Source organism: Geomicrobium sp. JCM 19037 (assembly GCF_000698105.1).
Taxonomy (GTDB): domain Bacteria; phylum Bacillota; class Bacilli; order Bacillales; family Marinococcaceae; genus Geomicrobium_A.
The window spans coordinates 78,387-95,311 of record NZ_BAWZ01000004.1 but is presented as its reverse complement, the minus strand read 5'-3'; the positions used below and the strand labels follow the sequence as shown (position 1 = coordinate 95,311).

Sequence of the window (16,925 nt, the reverse complement as noted above, 5' to 3'; positions counted from 1 at the left end):
CCTTTATCTTAAGCACCGTGGCAATGCTTATATTTCTTCCCGCTTCCGCATGGGCATGGTTCGTTACGGCCACTTCCGTGCCTTTTTTAATTGGTTGTTTCTTTTTTTCTTCTTGCTTCTTCTCGCCATGAGTCGCTTCTTTTTGTTCCGCTACTTGCTCTCGTTCCATGTTGTTGCGAATTCGCGCTTTCATGACGTAGCGAGTGACTTCCTCTTCAATATCGGAAACCATAATTTCAAACATCGTGTAGCCTTCTTGACGGTATTCACGAAGCGGATCATTTTGAGCATACGCACGTAAGTGAATGCCTTGACGCAGTTGCTCCATCTGGTCAATGTGATTCATCCATTTACGGTCAACCGCGCGAAGCATGATTACTTTCTCAAATTCACGCATTTTCTCTTCGCCAATTTCCGCTTCTTTCGCCTTGTAATTCGCCTTTACTTTACCGTCTAAGAACTCAATAATTTCTTCTGGTTCTTTTCCGTACAAGTCGTTCACTGTCACATCACCGCGATACAATACGGTGTTGTTCAATTCGGCGATCAGCCTTCAATATCCCAGTCTTCAGGCACTTCTGCTTCTGGGGTGTATTGAGCGACGGTACGGTCCAACACACTCTTCATCATGCCCTCAACGACTTCTGAAAGGTTGTCCGACTCGAGCACGTCCATCCGCTGCTTGTAAATGATGTCACGTTGCTCACGCATTACATCATCGTACTGCAATATCTGCTTACGGGCGTCAAAGTTATGACCTTCAACACGCTTTTGCGAGTACTCAACAATACGTGTTACGACTTTACTTTCCAGTGGCTCATCATCTTCCATGCCCATTTTTTGCAATGTATTTTGCATCTGTTCCTTTGCAAATCGGCGCATGAGCGTGTCTTCCATCGATAAGAAGAACTGTGACATGCCCGGATCCCCTTGACGACCTGAACGTCCGCGCAGCTGGTTATCGATCCGACGGCTTTCATTTCTCTCCGTACCTAAAACAAACAATCCACCAAGCTCAGGTACGCCTTCGCCTAACTTAATGTCTGTTCCACGACCCGCCATGTTCGTCGCAATCGTGACCGCATTTTTTTGACCGGCTTTTTCGATGATTTTCGCTTCGTTCGCATGGTTCTTCGCGTTTAGAACGTTGTGTTCAATCCGTTTCTTTTTTAACATCTTGGAAACGAGCTCAGACGTGTCCACATTAGCCGTACCCACAAGAATCGGCTGTCCAGTGCCATGAATCTCTTCAATTCGGTCAGCGACAGCTTGGAATTTGAAGTCCATTTTTCGGTAGATCAAATCCGACTTGTCCGTACGTTGAATCGGCACATTTGTCGGCACAGAAATGACGTTCATATTGTAGATGTTTTGGAATTCTTCTTCTTCGGTTTTCGCCGTACCCGTCATCCCAGATAATTTCTTGTACATTCGGAAATAGTTTTGGAACGTAATGGAAGCAAGCGTCATGCTCTCCTTCTGGATGGCGAGGCTTTCTTTCGCTTCAATTGCCTGATGAAGTCCATCTCCGTAGCGACGCCCTTTCATAAGACGTCCTGTAAAGGAGTCAACGATGACAACTTCTCCGTCTTCAACCACATAGTCATCGTCTCTAAACATCGCTCGGTGCGCTTTCATCGACTGGTTAATATGGTGAGTCAATTGCACGTTGCCCGCATCAAACAAATTGTCCAAACCAAAATAATTCTCAGCTTTGTTGACACCTTCCTCTGTCAGACGCACATTCTTCGACTTTTCCTCGTAATTGTAGTCCTCTTCTTCACGCAGCATCCGAACAAACCCATCTGCTTTTACGTACAGATCAGTGGACTGTTCAACAGAACCAGAAATAATGAGTGGTGTTCTCGCCTCGTCAATCAAAATCGAGTCAACCTCATCGACAACCGCAAAGTTTAGCGAGCGCTGTACCATCTGCTCTTTGTAAAGCACCATATTGTCGCGCAAATAATCAAAGCCAAACTCATTATTCGTCCCGTAAATCACGTCATTTGCATACGCTTCACGCTTCTCGTCTTTCGTCATTCCCTTTTCATTAAGACCAACAGTCAGACCGAGAAAACGGTACAATTCACCCATTTGCTCACTATCTCGTCGAGCGAGGTAATCGTTCACCGTAACAACGTGCACGCCGTCACCGCTGATCGCATTCAAATACACGGGCATCGTCGCCACCAACGTCTTACCTTCACCCGTTTTCATTTCCGCAGTATCGCCGCGGTGCAACACAATACCACCCACGACCTGAACATCATACGGGCGAAGACCTAGCACGCGCTCCGCGCCTTCACGAACAACAGCAAATGCTTCTGGCAAGAGATCATCTAGGGATTCGCCTGCTTGGTAACGTGATTTAAAATTCTCCGTTTTCCCAGCCAAGTCGTGGTCTGACAACCCTGACATTTCATCACTTAAGATGTTCACTTCGTTTACAAGTTTCTCTAGCTTTTTTAACTTCTTCTCATCCGTATCGCCAATTACTTTCTTCAGTAATCCGATCATGTAATCAACTTCCTCTCAAACGTCATGTTGTTGATGTATTCTATACTCATGAGGAACTTCCTTCGTTCCCTATCTTCAAATAGTCTCCATTCACTATTTTAACAATTTGTTTGATCTGTTACAATGCGGGGTTCTCAACCTGTTTTGAAGAACTTATCAGAAACGTTAATAATGACATGCAAAAGAAGAAATATCCCTCGTATGTAACGTGTTCTGACCCAAAATGAAAAGCCGCCCCCTTATCGGAGCGGCCTTATTACGACGATCAAGCCTCAGGCTCAATAAGCCCGTACCTGCCGTCTTTACGTCTGTATACGACATTCGTATCGCCATTCTCTGCATTTGAGAATACAAAGAATGAGTGACCCAGCATATCCATTTGTAACACGGCTTCTTCAGCATCCATCGGTTTCAAATTAAACCTTTTCGTCCGAACGAGGTCAAAACCTTCCTCATCGTCTTCTGGAGTATAGCCGTTCGATAACTCGGTGACACCAATCTCATTTTTAAAAATGTCTTTCGTTCCACTTTGCCTGAATTTGCGATTGACTTTCGTTTTGTATTTGCGTATTTGTCGCTCAAGTTTCTCAACCACAAGGTCGATAGCGGCATACATATCTGGATGTGTTTCTTCAGCTCGCAGAAGAAGTTGAGACATAGGGATGGTCACTTCTATATCGTTTTCATTGGTATTTTGCACCTGCATTTTGACGTGCACATCGGCAACTGGAGGTGAATCAAAATACCTCTCTACTTTCCCTACTTTCTTTTCTACATAGTCTCTTAATGATGGTGTTACTTCCATGTTTTCTCCACGGATATTGTAATTCATCATCAGACTCCTCCTTTCAGGATGTATACAGTTTCTCTATACCCTTATTAAATTCCTGCCGAAACGACAAAATATTTACAGGTGTGTGACAGCTGTAATATTTTATCCTATGTGGGAGCAAGCCAAATAGAAGAACTGCCCTGTGTCGAAAAACGTCTTCTTTTATCAATCTTCTTCCAAATCGTTATTCGTATACATCTTTAGTCAACAATCCAAGATCTGCGGGACTTCAATTCCATACATGCAACGACTAGAGATATGGTAAAATAAGGTGTATGAAGCTTATTTAGGGGGGGGATCCCGATCAAACCGCACTGGTTATCGTTTGCATGTTTGCTGATACTGCTCAGCGCATGCTCAGACAGCACAGAACCCGAACCGCCCGATGAGCGTCCTGCTCCTGAAGATGAAGAAGTGGAAGTGGAAGAAGAAAGTGCCGAGGAGGAAGCTCTGGCCTTACTTGAACAATCCATGATGACGATGGCAGCTCTGGACAGTTACGAAGTCAATATGAGAGCGGAACAATCAAACCGCAGAAACTTAACGACAGCACGTGTCATTACCGAGACGACTCAACAACTCACCCAAGATCCGTTCGCTTACCACGAAACCGCAACACTCGAAGAAGATAATGATTCGTCCCATGAGCAATCGGTCATTGAAACCTATTTTCATGAGGATATTGGATTTTTTGTTCATGAGAGTTCATTAAATACGTGGATTCAGTTACCAGAAGAAACTGCCGATTCATTGTATGCACTCCAACAATTTAATCAAGAAAATCAATTCCACTTATTTGAGCAACAGCTTGACCCAACTTCGATCACGCTCGTAGAAGAAGACGGTCGCTATACAATTACAGCCGATGGCGACTTAGAAGGGTTAGAAGAGGCAGAAGAAGAGTTGTTTCCTGCCTTGCAAGGAGGGTTCCGTTTAATGATGGAAGACCTCGACCGTTTGCTCAACGTCGAATCGTATACGTTTGAGATTATTATTGATAAGGATACAATGCATATGCGCGGTTTTACGACGACCATTGATATGATGATCAGCAGTGGACAGAGCGCACAAATTAGTGCACAACAGTCGTTGCAACTCACTTATAGTGACTACAACGACATAGAATCGATTGACATCCCTGACGATGTCGTTGAAAATGCGGAACAAGTCCAAATTGACATTGAAGCTTTTCAAGAACTGGAAGGGAGCGCTACCGACGAAGTCGAATAAGCGCTCCCTTTACTTGCCTTGCTTTTCTTGAATTAGTTGGTCAACCGTTAACTTCCAACGTTGAAAAACGGGGATCGTCTGTTGAGTAATCACTTCTGACCACTTTTTCTTATTATCCGTAGCTAACATCTGTCGAACATTTTCGCATTCTTCCTGAAATGTGCGCCATTCTCCCGCGAGTCGCTCATCCGCTCCAAACAGCGCATACATTGTCATATTGTCCTCACCAAACCGTTCAAAACCGACCATAAAGTCTTGTAACAGTCGTTCTCCTGACGGATACTGTTCCTCACGAAAAAATTGCACAGCCAACTGCAACCCATCCACGACCGTGTCAACGTACTCTCTATAATTGTTCAAGAATTGAATTTGTTGATTTAAACCTGCATTCATGAAATCACCTCACTCACACTATATCAAAAAACCTTTGCAAACGAGAGGAGTGTAATAGCCCGAGAAAATAGTAAACCCTCATCTATGTATTACAAATGTTAGAGCACTACCTTCTATTAATGCATTTCTAAAGAGTGCCACGTTCATATAAATAGCAAAAACCTTTCCTAAGCGAGCGGAAAGGGCGTTGATCGAAAGGTCTTACACTCACAAGTGTTAATTTTTACGATCAAAGTAATACCCTTCTCCTACCGCTCCTTGGTCAGCACGTTCATAACGGGTTTGAATTGATTTCTTTGTTCGGGTTTGATGGAGGTCTTGACCAATAAGGTTTTTGATTTCGGTCATCCGTTCTTGAATCACTTCGTTCATACGGACAATCTCTAACGCTTTTGGATCGCGCGTCACCGCCTCGCCAGGATGATCAGCAGCGTTCATTCTTTTCTCCCGTTTTTCCAAATATATATCGATCATTGCTAAGTACCGTTCGCGCTCATCATCATCCGGCGGCAAAGGCTTTTGAATATGGTTGTACAGCTTCTCCGTTAACTCATGGAGAATCGTAATAATTGTCATTGTAGTCTCGCTCCACTGGCATGCCGCTCTTTGCGATCGAGCTGCACGACTTGTTTCCACGTATCACGAAATTCGGCTACGAACGTATTGGCTGTTTTTAACGCTTCACGATCACTTTGAACATTTGCTTGTACAAGCTGATCATAAATGAAGTCATACATTTTCATCATCTGTTCGGTCGTTTCGTCACTCACTCTAAGCGTAACCATCAGTTCACGAATAATGTTTTGGGCTTTAGAAATGTTGACATTTTTATTTTCGTGATCCTTTTCATCCATTGCCTTCTCCGCTAGTTTAATAAATTTCAAACAACCATTAAAGAGCATGAGTGTCAGCTCCCCAGGAGATGCTGTTTGAAATTGATTCTGTTGATACGCATGTTGAGCATTTGCACCGGTAAATGTCATTGCCTTGACCTCCTACATCATATTTCCATTCCCGAACATAAAGTTGTACAACATATCCCCTTGAGAGTTTGCACGAGCAATGGCTTGTTCCATCGCTGTAAACTGCCGCCAATACCGTTGTTCTTTCTGTTCAAGGCGACGTTCAAAATTGCTAATTCTCGTATCAAGATTATTTAATTCTCTTCCTAATGAGATTGATGGTTTTGGTGACGCCCGCTCGACCCTCCTGCTTTTCTTGAAACCATATCGCTCGCACCGTTTATATCGCTACGCAATTGCCTAGCCAATCCCGGGTTTTCACCCGTTTGCGCAAAGAAATTGTAAGCCCCTTCAGGATCATCCTGAACCGCTGCTCTCAGTTTTGCTTGATCAATTTCAAGCTTTCCGTTTTCAAGATAGTCATTCGATGTCGTAATACCAAGATCACTCAAATGACGGATGTCCGACTGTCCGTTTTCAATGGTTTGATACATCGTCATTCTCATGTCGCTTAAAAATGCACTCAATTGCCGGTCCCGACTCATTAAGCCACTGCGTGCTTTCTCTTCCCACATTTCCACTTCATATTCGCTCATCTCACGACGTTGTTCATCCGTAAGCGGTGGAAAATCGCGGTTTTGTCGTTCGTTTACGTTTCCATGGATTTCATCGATTAAGGCGTTGTATTCATCAACAAATGCCGTAATGTTATCTACAATTTTATCGGTATCTACAGAAGAAGAGACCGTTACTGGCGAATCAAATATTCCTCCAAGCGTCATCGTCAGATTTCCAACCGAAAACGTGTTCGATCTGCGCTCTGTTGATAAACCGTTAATTTCAAACTTGGCATTTTTTGCTCCTTGATCGTTCGTTTCTTCGAAATTAAGAAATCCTCCAAAGAAAGTGTTAGCCCCCGAATTCTCTGAACCAAGATGTGAATCAAATCGAATTTCAGGACCGTCTTTATTGAACACGCCCGTATCAGTTCGTGAGACGACGACTTGCCCCATATGGTCATCATAGAACATGTTCACACCTACACCGCTATTGTTAAACTTGTTCATCACCGTCTGGAGCGAGTCTTCCGGCTTTATGAAGATGCTATGCATCACTTCTTCTCCGCGCTCATTAAACGTCGAGATGCTCGCCTTCTTGTACTTCTCGTCAGCTTCAGTAATAAACTCGACTTCCACCCGGTCATTCTCGCCTACAGCCCCGTCCTTGAACTGAAGCGTATTTCCTTCAATTCGGACTTGCCCTGCCTTTGGCTCATCATTCACTACTTCATAAGTGCGCCCATTTACACGAACGATCGTTTCGGAGTCGGCTTTGATGTTGTCATGCTCACTGCCGAATGAAAACTGTCCATCTCCTTCGTGCACTGCCGTATCCGTGACGACTTTACCCGTGCTCCAACTAACTCCTTGCTCATTCAGCGGCGAACGCACATCAAAATCCTCTCCCCCGACCCGCTCTGTACTAAACGCAGATGCAGCCGTTGCAAGTTGGGATACAGAATTAATCGTATACTGGGCATTCCCCGTACCTGACGATGAAGTGACGCTCACGAGACTGTCATTCGTTGACGTGCCCGTGCGTCCGAGAAATTTACTCGGTGTTAGCAAACGATCAAACACAGATTGTTCGAAGGAGCGAATCTTCGTGTTCAATTCTCGATATGCTTCAACTTGCCAGTTCTTAAAAGTTTGTTGTTGCATGAACTTGTCCATCGGTGCCCGCTCCGCCCGCATAAGATCCCGCACCATCTGATCGATATCCATTCCTGACGCAAACCCTGAAATTCTCATTCCTTCACCCCGCTCAGTTTCCTTGTTATTCCTTTTATCGACCAATATCATCGATCATTTACCGGTCATCATAAAGATAGGTCGAAGGTCGGTCTGCTTCAACGAAAAAAGCGGCTACAATAGCCGCTCTAACTTCTTTCATCAACAATCAAACCGACTTGCCTAAGTAAAGCTGCACTCATATCTAGCAACTTCTCTGGAGGAACTTCTCTTACGACTTCATCAGAGAAGCGATCAACGACTTGAACATACACCCTTGATAAATCTTCATGAATCTTAAATCGTAAATTTGTATGCACCGACTGCAGCCTTTCATTCGCTTCATCCACATGAATTTTTACTTGCGCCAATTCCATCGTTTTTGCCTTGTTTTGAGGGTCAATCCCTTCGTTCTTCGGCGCTCGCGGCAGCGAAGCTTGTGCGATCGTTGAAGGGCGCACAGTAATGTCATTCGTTTCCATATTCATCCCTGCCCTTATTCAGTTTTTTCTATTATCGGCTGAATCACCGAAAAGTACAGCTCCTCTACTGAAGATAAGGCTAAGGATACGTTCAAATGACAAATTTTAGAAATTAAAAAAGAGTAGCCAACGAGCTACTCCCACATTACGCACGAATATTAATTGTCGTTCCTTTATATGGTTCAGCAATTCTTTCGGCTTGATGAACTCCTTCTAGCATTTGATTCATTCTCTGCCATGCTCATCAGCCGTTTCTTTTACTTTCTTTAGTAGTGCAGTGTTCAACTCTACACCAGCGATATGTTGAGATTGTAGCATTGATAGTCCGGCAATATCCAAACCATTGTCCTCCTTTATGCATTCGGTTCTAAAGAAAATGCCATCGGCAAATGTTCAAGAAACCTTTTGCTGGCAGGGAGCAGATGATTGGCCAGCACGTCTTGCGCACGACTGTAATAACCAAGTTCAACAATACTAATCGCTTCTTCAATTCCACGTCGCGCGCGGGTTAATCTCGCTTTAACGTTCCCAATTTCACTGTTGTCTCCAGTCCTTGGAATGTAAGAATCAAGCTCTTTATAAAAATCTAGAACGTGCTTGAGTTCACTAATAATTGTTGCTTTCCTAGACTGGTTCTCAATTAAGTATAAACTATGTTCCATTGTAAAAACAATTCGACCGCTTACAATTTCTAGCTGTTTCACTAATTCCCGTTCATACACCATTGACCATCTCCGCGTGTTCGAAAGTCTGCAACGAGCGAGCTAGCTCCTGACTCCGCTCGTCGTGTTACTTATAGTATCGGAGCTTTTCTAGATTTGTTTAGCGGACGGAGTCAGCCTGACCGAAGCCAACCGAGCTGGATCACGCGCTTAATGGCATGGGTACGATCGTTTGCATTGATCTTTTTCGTTAATTGACTTACATGATTATTTACTGTTGAAACGCTCAAAAAGTCATCTTCAGCAATCTTTCGGTTACTTTTGCCTTTTAAAATCGAGTCTAATACTCTGCACTCTGAAGCCGTCAGTCTCATTGACGCCTTTGCATGGTCAAGCTTCAGCGCGTCATTGTCTTCGTCGTTTTTCGTAATTTTAAACGGTTTCTCATCTCGCAGTGATCCACGATTTAGACGTAGAACTTCGACGAGTTCCATCTGCAGGAGCGGATCAACGTATGACGAATAATCATTGGCAACGGCAAAATGTTGAGCAATTTGTCTAGAGGTTTGATTAATACAAATGAGTGTTGAAATATCCGAATGAACGGCTTTTCTCAATAGGTCCGGGGTATCGGCGGGAATTGCCGCAAGGATCCGGTAGTCTCTCATTAATTTTCGCAACTCACTACTTTCTAATATGCGAAAACTCTCTTCCTTTGCGAGCAAAGTAACTCGTGTTCGGAGTTCATCGGCTCGAACTGGTGTATGTTCGAAATATTCAGCATCAAATCCAATTGCTTTTAATGCTGTGAGTAAGTATTCATCATTCCTTTTTCCACCTAGTTGTAGCCAAAGAAAAGGACGAGAGGGTTCCGCCTTCTTCCCATGGCGGGGTCGGGCAGAGATTTGCATGAATGATCCCTCCTTCATCATCGATCCTTAATCAAACGTTTGCTTATTTTATAATTAAGACTTAAGAACCATAATTCGTGATAAAACCAAGAGAACAAACAGATAGTTAACACCTTCTCGTTGAAAGATTAACAATGTTCATCAACCTGGGCAAGGTGCAATAATCATGACAAAATTAGGGAACGGGCTGGGACGGAGAATAGAACTAGTGTTTTAGAATTATTTTTAAGACAAAATATCATATTCCACACACAGGTTTCACACAGAAAATTTCACAAATATATGTGTTTGGACTTATATTTCATTATTTAATCTATATATCTATTATTTATGCTAGTTTTTCAGATTACGAATCTGGGAAAAAAGTTCCTCAGAAATCATTGCAGCTTCTTTATTTTCTTCTTGAATTTCTATATAAATTTCTTTTCTGTGAATATCAATATGCTTAGGAGCTTCAATGCCAATTTTTACTTGATCATTCTCGATGCCAATAATCTTAATTTCGATTTGATCTCCGATTTTGATGGCTTCATCGGCTTTACGCGTTAAAACGAGCATATGGTTACCCCTCCTTCACCTGTCGGAAAAGACGTTCCTTGCGTGTATACGTAGTATGATCTTTAAATGACTGCTTTGCTAGCTTTTTTTCCACATTTATGACAACAGGAGCAACCAAATTCATTGTTGAATCAGCAAAAGGCTCTTTAATGGTGATCAATCCCCAAAGCGCTGTCCGGTATTCATTTTCCAATTCTAGTGCGAGCACGTCGCTTTCTGAAATTTCCACTTCGTATTCCGGGAAAAATTGAAACACATCCGCAACGATAAACGCGACTTCCGCTCGGGTGATTGACTGCAACACGTGAAAAGGAGAGTCGGTGTCTGCCCCAAATGGCAGGAGGATAAACTGCTTCTCTCGTTCAAATCCAGGCAATCCATATGGAAATTGTATAACTTCTGTAAGATCGCTTTCCACTTCTCCAAAATATTTTGTACTTACTTTCAACGCAACATCACCTTCACTTTATTGGATAAACTTTCCTCTATTCTAACTGATTTATGATTCGTTCGAAAGGCGAAATAGCACTTCTCGTGCTTAAATAGACTTGATATCGTTTACACAGGTATAATGTTTCGCCACAAATAAAAGAACCGTAACAAGGATCGTTAAAATCCTGTTACGGTTCTTTTAGCGGAGAAAATCCATAAGGCTCGGTTGCATAATTCTGGCACCTGCACCTAAAGAAGCGTTCAAGACACTTTCGTGGATAACGAGATTTATGATTGCAGCTGATATATCTGCATCCTCATTATCAGACATAATTCTTGTCGCCGTAACAAATTGCTGGTCCATACGCGCCTCAGTGAGGTCGATACGGTTTTGTTTCGCCCCAATTTGCGCTTCTACCGTAAGAATATCGTCCATATGCTCGTCCACCGTTTGCAGGTGATGACCGATATCTGCTTCTTCATCGGTCATCGCTCGCTGCAATAGAATGAGATCACCAAACATTTGATGACTGAATACGTCATTCCCGTTAACATTCACTGGAATTTCTACATCTTTCATGAGTTCAAGATTAACGTTTTCACCGTTCATCTGAATTGCATTCGGTCCAAATAGAACCGCCTTGTCAGGATCGACACTTTCACCGAAATCTTCAATGCTTATATCGGGAAGATCTTCATTGTCTGAGGAGAAGGCGCCATCACTCCAAACATAAACGTTGCCTTCGTAATAAAGCACCGCACCATCTATGGATCCTTCTTCCTGGCCTTCCATTTCCGTTAACTGCTCAATGCTCATGTCGAATTCAGCTTGGGCGATAGGCTTCTCCCCTGCATCCGTCCCGTTAAAAATATATTTCTTATTTACTTGTGTATTACCGACATCGGCAATATGATCGATAATTTGTGCAATCTCTTCAGCAACAGCCGCCCGTTGCGTCTCATCGTATGTATCATTAGACGCTTGTACAGTCAGCTCTCGTACCCGCTGCATCGCAAGGTTTACGTCATAAACCGCCTGATCACTCGTCTCTACCCACGTTTGTGCCGAAGAAATGTTTCTCTGAAACTGTTCGATCTCCCGGACTTGCGTGCGATAAAACATCCCACTTGTCGCAGCAACCGGGTCTTGAGACGCGCGGCTAATCTTCTTTCCTGTCGCAAGTTGGTCTTGATATTTTGAGATCTGTGAATAGTTGCTCTGAATGTGGCGAAGCGTCTGATTGGCAATCATCGTTTGCGTTACCCGCATCGTTCTCCCTCACTTTCCATTATCGTCCGACCACACCCATACGGTTAATAATCGTATCGAGCATTTCATCAATGACTGTAATTTGGCGCGCAGCGGCATTGTACGCATGCTGAAAAGTAATCATGTTGACCATCTCTTCGTCCAAACTAACCGCACTCATCGCCATCCGGTTGCCATCAATCGTTGATAACCGTGATTGGCTGTTATAGTCATTTCGAGCAGCATTGCTCGTCTTCACTGCCATCTGTCCGATGATCGTGCGGTATCCTTCAGCTAGTTCATCGATCTCAGCTGCAAGCAACAAAGCGTTCGAGCCGTCACTACTGCCAGACGAACCTGCATTGATATTTTCAATATTATTACGAATCGCTTCGCTGAGCTCAAGGGTGTCACCTGAGAAATTAAAGAAGTCGACTGACTCATCACTTCCATCATTGTGCACACCGTTAAACGCATCAACAAACGAACTCATCATGTCCTGAAGATCACCCATCATATTCGGGTACGTGTCGTGAACGCTTTGATGCAATGCGCTAATCTTGCCTAAGTTGCCTAAGTCTGTGATCTCGTTGATGGAAATTCCACCATCTTCATACACTAACGCAGGGAGATCATCAAAAGGAACAATCAGCCCATCCTCGATACGGTCACCATTCGCATCAGTAAGGTGAATTTGAATCGGTCCCATCGCAATCGGGTGGCTGTTCCCACCAGCTTCCCCTACCCGCTCAACTTCGATCGGCAAATACTCCGAAAGTTCATCAATGAGGCGGTCTCTTTGATCGTACAAGTCATTCGGAACATATCCGTGAGGTTCCATCCGATTAATATCGTTGCTCAAGTCTTGAATTTGTTGCATCAAGTTGTTCACTTTATTAACCGATGCTTCAAGTTCTTTGTCCAGTTCGATTTGAACAGTCTGTAGTGAACTTTGCATATAGTTGTACGTATCTGCGAGCGCTTCCCCTTGTTGGCGAACGACTTCTCTCGCACTGTTATCGTTCGGATTATCAGCGAGCACTTGCAACGCCTGCCAAAACTCGTCCATCACGCTGCTAAGTCCATGATCGGTTGGTTCGTTCATAATGTCTTCCATTCGTATGTACGATTCGTGAACCTTCTCCCAATACCCAGCTTTGCCGTGTTCTCCGCGAAATTGCTGATCAAGAAATTCATTACGAATCCGTTGTACAGAATCCACGTCTACACCCGTGCCAATTTGACCTGGAATCGAGGGTGCATTCATACCCGGTGCCGGGAATGCTTGTGAGGCTGAAAAATTCACACGTTGACGTGAATAGCCTGGGGTATTGGCATTTGCAATATTATGTCCAGTCGTCTTTAACGCTTGTTGTTGTGCCATTAACCCTTTGTATGCGGTGTGCAAACCATGGAATGTAGAACCCATCACAACCTCCCCTTTCTACGCCTTTGAATCAAAGGCTGAATATCGTTGATAATCGTTTTTCCCTTTCGCCGAAGACCCTGCAGGTGCATAAGCAATCGCCTCTTCATCAGGCTGAATCATTTGTAGTGTCGATTGAACGACAGCTAAGCTATCGGACAGCAATTCTTGATTCAACTCATTTCGCTCTTTCAATCGTTCAATGGCTGCAAGAAGCGTGGATGAACGTTGCGTAAGCAGAGATTGTTCCTCGTCAGGCAACTTGTTAACCCACTCACTCATCGGTACATCCGAAGGCTCGTGTGGTACAAATTCTTTCATGACACGCGCTGTCATTTGTTGACGATCACGTTCAAGTCGCCGAACCTCTTTTACTTGCTCTCGTTCAAATTTCACTACCTCTTGTATCGCCTTTACATTGGCTTGCTTTATTTCTTCTGTTTTCCGCTCAGCTAACTCCAAAAGATAAAGATGCCGTTGTTCAAGCTGTTCGAATGCGTTAGCTAATTCGTTTACGACACTCATGCCAGCTTCCTCTCTACCACTCATCGTTCTTCATTCCAATAATCATAAAATTTCTTTGCTACCGCTCGCTCATCTACTCGGTACTCACCCGCATCAATCTTCGCTTGCAACTCTTGTACCCTCTGCTCTCTTGCCGGGTCTACTTTTCCTAATTGCATCTCTTTTGCCGCTTGAGAAATTTCTACACGATCTTGTTTTGCTTCCCCTTTACTTGCGGGTGTTGACTTCACTTGCGATTGTTTATAGTACTGATTAATTGATCCAAAAGAAGGGATTTTCATGATTTTCTCCTTTCGTGATGCTCGTTTTTTACCCAGTATGCTCGCTGCCCTGAACCTTCGACTGGGGACATGCTTTCATGAAGATCTTCAGACAACCGTTTTTCACACGCAGGACACAGTTGGCCGCTTCGAGTTGGTTTTCCACAAAAGTGACATGGCCAATTGAATCCAGGTAAGTCTGTTAGTTGAATTCGTCCGGTGCGCACATAATCCAAGATCTCGCTTTCTGTTACATCCGTATGGTCTGAGGTCTCTTGTATGGTCGCTTTACGGTTTTCTTTCTTCTTTACAAATTGGTAGACACGTTCAAATCGCTTTTCTGCCTCACCCCAGCATGAATCACAAACATCTCGAATCGTCTTTACGTACAGATTGCCACACGATTTGCAATTCATCAACTCTGCCATGCTCGGCACCTCCAAAAGCACTCTTCTACTATTACTATCGGTCAACTTCGGGTTGCGGTTTAGTAACTCATGCAATAATAGGACAAAAGAAACAGAAATCAACTACGCACTAATGTTAATGAAGAAACACTTATCGCTCCTTTTTCAAGCAATGGCTTTGCGGCTTTTCTAACGGTGCTTCCCGTCGTATATACGTCATCGATGAGTAGAACATGTTGATTCAGAATTGGGTTAGCATTTACGACAACGAAAGGTCGGGCACTCCCTGAAAGCCTACCCTTACGGCCTTGTTTACTCATCTTATCTTCATGGACGGTTCGTACTAATACATCCGCTATTTTCTCAGGGGAAAAATTTGCTAGAGCCTCACTCTGATTGAACCCTCTTTCGCTCATTCGTTGTTCACTTAACGGGATCGGGACGAGTAAACATCGGTCGAATTGTTGACAGTAAATACGTTGCAGGTTACGGGCAAACACATTAGCAAGTGCAGCATCTCCCCGATATTTGAGCTGCGCCAAATATCCTTGCATCCACTCATTATACTGAAAAACCGACCGATTCCTTTGGATTAACCCAGCCCACTTCGCACTCGATTCCCAACGGTTGCAATCACTACAAATGCCGTTTTCTTTCATCGGTCTACTACACACTTCACACCACGGTGATCCGAGCTTTTCTAGATGCTCGGCACATCGACCGCAAAGGTTGTGGTCGTTTACGACAAAAAATGTCGCCCAACTTGGATGACGAGTTTCTTCTATACCACAATAGACGCAAGTATTCATGAGCGATTCATCTCCTTAATCATTCTCACAGCACTCGCCATTGCCTTCGTTTTTCCGTAATGAAAAAACACGACATCCCCAGTTGGGTCAGCGGCGCTTCTGCCTGCTCTTCCTGCAATTTGCACAAGTGCTGCTGTTGTAAAGATATCATCTTCTGCACCGAACACAGCGACGTCAATCGACGGAAACGTAACACCTCGCTCTAAAATCGTCGTCGTAAATAAATGTTGATACTCACCTCGGCGAAACTGTTCAACAATCTCTTTACGGCTGGGATCTTCACTATGCACGGATGTAATGTCCGAACGACCGATGAACTCAGCTAGTTTCTCTGCCATCGACCGATTAGGGACAAAAATTAATGTTCTCCTCCGTGCCTCGTCTTTTTTTGAAATCCAATTTAATAAATACCGACTTGTCTTCGTCTTTTCATATTCTCGTTTCCAATTTCCGATCCAGGAAAATCTCGGAGTCGGTAATGGATAGCCGTGAAACCTACGTTTCACTTTCACAATTTGCCCTGTCGATCCGAGGCGCTTCGTTAACTTTTTGTCTGGTGTTGCACTTAAATAAAATGTATGTGCTGTGCGCGTGGAGGATTTTTGGACAGCGAAGGCAAGTGTAGAGTCATAACTATAAGGAAAGGCATCGACTTCATCGACAATAACAACGTCAAAATAATTATGAAATCGTCGTGCTTGATGGGTAGTGGAAATAAAGAGCTGTGCACTATGGAAACGTTGATCACTGCCGCCATAAAGACCAGCAATCTGGAGAGTGGGGAAAGCTTTCTTCAAACGAGGGATTAGCTCTAAAACGACGTCCGTTCTCGGTGTTGCAATTAGAATGATCTTTTGTTGGCGAACCGCTTCGATTAAGGCAGGGAATAACATTTCTGTTTTCCCAGCACCACAAACTGCCCAGATGAGCTGTTCTTGATGTGCTTCGCCTTTTAAAGACTGGACCATCCGTTCTGACGCTTTTATTTGCATGGCGGTTAATGCGCCAGACCAATGAAGTTGTTGTTCAGGGAACGCCGGTCGGGCGGTTTCTGCCACGAGCGGGGTGCAACGAGTCACTTTGCCCATTCCAATACACTCACGACAATACAGACAATCATTTGATTTACACCAACTACATCGATTCGTAGCAAAACGTCTTCGGTTATGGTTGCCACACCGACGACATTCCGGGCGTTTTCCTTTTTGGACGGAGATTCCTTGGACAAGCATATATTCTCTAGATCGGACACGTCCTCTAATTTCAGTTTGCGTCTGTTCTAATTCATTCATGAGCAGAACGCGTCCCGTATATGTATACTTGTCTGGTTCTTCAAGTTCAGCAATCCACCCTTCTGCTGATTGTCGTTCATCATCCGCTTCTATCCAATCTACAGGCACAATAAGCGGTTGATCATGTAAGCTAGAGCGAACCCAAGCACAAATCATTCGACACCTCCGATTAAAGAATATTCTGA

19 protein-coding genes and 1 pseudogene are annotated in these 16,925 nt (G+C 43.8%); 1 reads left to right on the top strand and 19 read right to left on the bottom strand.

Annotation, left to right across the window (positions count from 1 at the left end; translation table 11 throughout):
* Positions 1 to 8: 8 nt before the first annotated feature.
* Both secA and hpf read right to left on the bottom strand, forming a co-directional pair.
* A pseudogene (gene secA / locus JCM19037_RS03705) lies at positions 9 to 2,520 on the bottom strand (preprotein translocase subunit SecA).
* A gap of 265 nt (positions 2,521 to 2,785) precedes the next feature.
* A complete protein-coding gene (gene hpf, locus JCM19037_RS03700) occupies positions 2,786 to 3,352 on the bottom strand; it encodes a ribosome hibernation-promoting factor, HPF/YfiA family (protein ID WP_042398118.1) in 567 nt (188 codons plus the stop codon).
* A gap of 333 nt (positions 3,353 to 3,685) precedes the next feature.
* Between hpf and JCM19037_RS03695 the strand changes: the two genes are divergently transcribed.
* Positions 3,686 to 4,582, top strand: coding sequence for a DUF6612 family protein (locus JCM19037_RS03695; RefSeq protein WP_152548930.1), 897 nt, complete (start codon positions 3,686 to 3,688; stop codon positions 4,580 to 4,582).
* A gap of 9 nt (positions 4,583 to 4,591) precedes the next feature.
* Here the strand turns inward: JCM19037_RS03695 and JCM19037_RS03690 are convergent, their stop codons facing one another.
* The 17 genes from JCM19037_RS03690 to JCM19037_RS03615 form a co-directional block, all read right to left on the bottom strand.
* Entirely contained in the window at positions 4,592 to 4,975 is a 384-nt protein-coding gene (locus tag JCM19037_RS03690) for a hypothetical protein (RefSeq protein ID WP_042398002.1), read from the bottom strand.
* A 216-nt stretch (positions 4,976 to 5,191) separates the two neighbouring features.
* The gene (locus JCM19037_RS03685; protein ID WP_042397999.1) at positions 5,192 to 5,551 is read right to left on the bottom strand and encodes a hypothetical protein; all 360 of its coding nucleotides are present in this window, start codon (positions 5,549 to 5,551) and stop codon (positions 5,192 to 5,194) included.
* A complete protein-coding gene (gene fliS, locus JCM19037_RS03680; protein WP_042397996.1) occupies positions 5,548 to 5,958 on the bottom strand; it encodes a flagellar export chaperone FliS in 411 nt (136 codons plus the stop codon). The genes JCM19037_RS03685 and fliS overlap by 4 nt, the downstream gene beginning before the upstream one ends.
* A gap of 12 nt (positions 5,959 to 5,970) precedes the next feature.
* A complete protein-coding gene (gene fliD / locus JCM19037_RS29855; RefSeq protein ID WP_373900331.1) occupies positions 5,971 to 6,114 on the bottom strand; it encodes a flagellar filament capping protein FliD in 144 nt (47 codons plus the stop codon).
* Between the two features lie 29 nt (positions 6,115 to 6,143).
* On the bottom strand, positions 6,144 to 7,748 hold the full coding sequence (gene fliD, locus JCM19037_RS03675; RefSeq protein WP_042397993.1) for a flagellar filament capping protein FliD: 1,605 nt from the start codon (positions 7,746 to 7,748) through the stop codon (positions 6,144 to 6,146).
* Between the two features lie 128 nt (positions 7,749 to 7,876).
* Entirely contained in the window at positions 7,877 to 8,209 is a 333-nt protein-coding gene (locus JCM19037_RS03670) for a flagellar protein FlaG (protein ID WP_042397990.1), read from the bottom strand.
* A 353-nt stretch (positions 8,210 to 8,562) separates the two neighbouring features.
* Positions 8,563 to 8,934: a hypothetical protein gene (locus tag JCM19037_RS03665; protein ID WP_042397987.1), complete on the bottom strand. Its 372-nt coding sequence runs from the start codon at positions 8,932 to 8,934 to the stop codon at positions 8,563 to 8,565.
* Between the two features lie 110 nt (positions 8,935 to 9,044).
* The gene (locus JCM19037_RS21995; RefSeq protein ID WP_052363510.1) at positions 9,045 to 9,782 is read right to left on the bottom strand and encodes a LuxR C-terminal-related transcriptional regulator; all 738 of its coding nucleotides are present in this window, start codon (positions 9,780 to 9,782) and stop codon (positions 9,045 to 9,047) included.
* Positions 9,783 to 10,115: 333 nt separating this feature from the next.
* Positions 10,116 to 10,340, bottom strand: coding sequence for a carbon storage regulator CsrA (csrA, locus tag JCM19037_RS03655; RefSeq protein WP_042397984.1), 225 nt, complete (start codon positions 10,338 to 10,340; stop codon positions 10,116 to 10,118).
* Between the two features lie 4 nt (positions 10,341 to 10,344).
* On the bottom strand, positions 10,345 to 10,788 hold the full coding sequence (gene fliW / locus JCM19037_RS03650) for a flagellar assembly protein FliW (protein WP_042397981.1): 444 nt from the start codon (positions 10,786 to 10,788) through the stop codon (positions 10,345 to 10,347).
* 183 nt (positions 10,789 to 10,971) lie between these two features.
* A complete protein-coding gene (flgL, locus tag JCM19037_RS03645; RefSeq protein ID WP_042397978.1) occupies positions 10,972 to 12,042 on the bottom strand; it encodes a flagellar hook-associated protein FlgL in 1,071 nt (356 codons plus the stop codon).
* Between the two features lie 19 nt (positions 12,043 to 12,061).
* The gene (flgK, locus tag JCM19037_RS03640; RefSeq protein WP_042397975.1) at positions 12,062 to 13,450 is read right to left on the bottom strand and encodes a flagellar hook-associated protein FlgK; all 1,389 of its coding nucleotides are present in this window, start codon (positions 13,448 to 13,450) and stop codon (positions 12,062 to 12,064) included.
* 15 nt (positions 13,451 to 13,465) lie between these two features.
* On the bottom strand, positions 13,466 to 13,996 hold the full coding sequence (locus tag JCM19037_RS03635; protein ID WP_042397972.1) for a flagellar protein FlgN: 531 nt from the start codon (positions 13,994 to 13,996) through the stop codon (positions 13,466 to 13,468).
* Positions 13,993 to 14,253 carry a flagellar biosynthesis anti-sigma factor FlgM gene (flgM, locus tag JCM19037_RS03630; protein ID WP_052363509.1) on the bottom strand — a complete coding sequence of 87 codons (261 nt, stop codon included), beginning with the start codon at positions 14,251 to 14,253 and terminating at the stop codon, positions 13,993 to 13,995. Before flgM ends, JCM19037_RS03635 begins: the two co-directional genes overlap by 4 nt.
* Positions 14,250 to 14,660, bottom strand: coding sequence for a TIGR03826 family flagellar region protein (locus JCM19037_RS03625; RefSeq protein ID WP_042398111.1), 411 nt, complete (start codon positions 14,658 to 14,660; stop codon positions 14,250 to 14,252). Before JCM19037_RS03625 ends, flgM begins: the two co-directional genes overlap by 4 nt.
* Positions 14,661 to 14,758: 98 nt before the next feature.
* Entirely contained in the window at positions 14,759 to 15,448 is a 690-nt protein-coding gene (locus JCM19037_RS03620) for a ComF family protein (RefSeq protein ID WP_052363507.1), read from the bottom strand.
* A complete protein-coding gene (locus tag JCM19037_RS03615; protein WP_052363506.1) occupies positions 15,445 to 16,896 on the bottom strand; it encodes a DEAD/DEAH box helicase in 1,452 nt (483 codons plus the stop codon). Before JCM19037_RS03615 ends, JCM19037_RS03620 begins: the two co-directional genes overlap by 4 nt.
* Between the last annotated feature and the right edge of the window lie 29 nt (positions 16,897 to 16,925).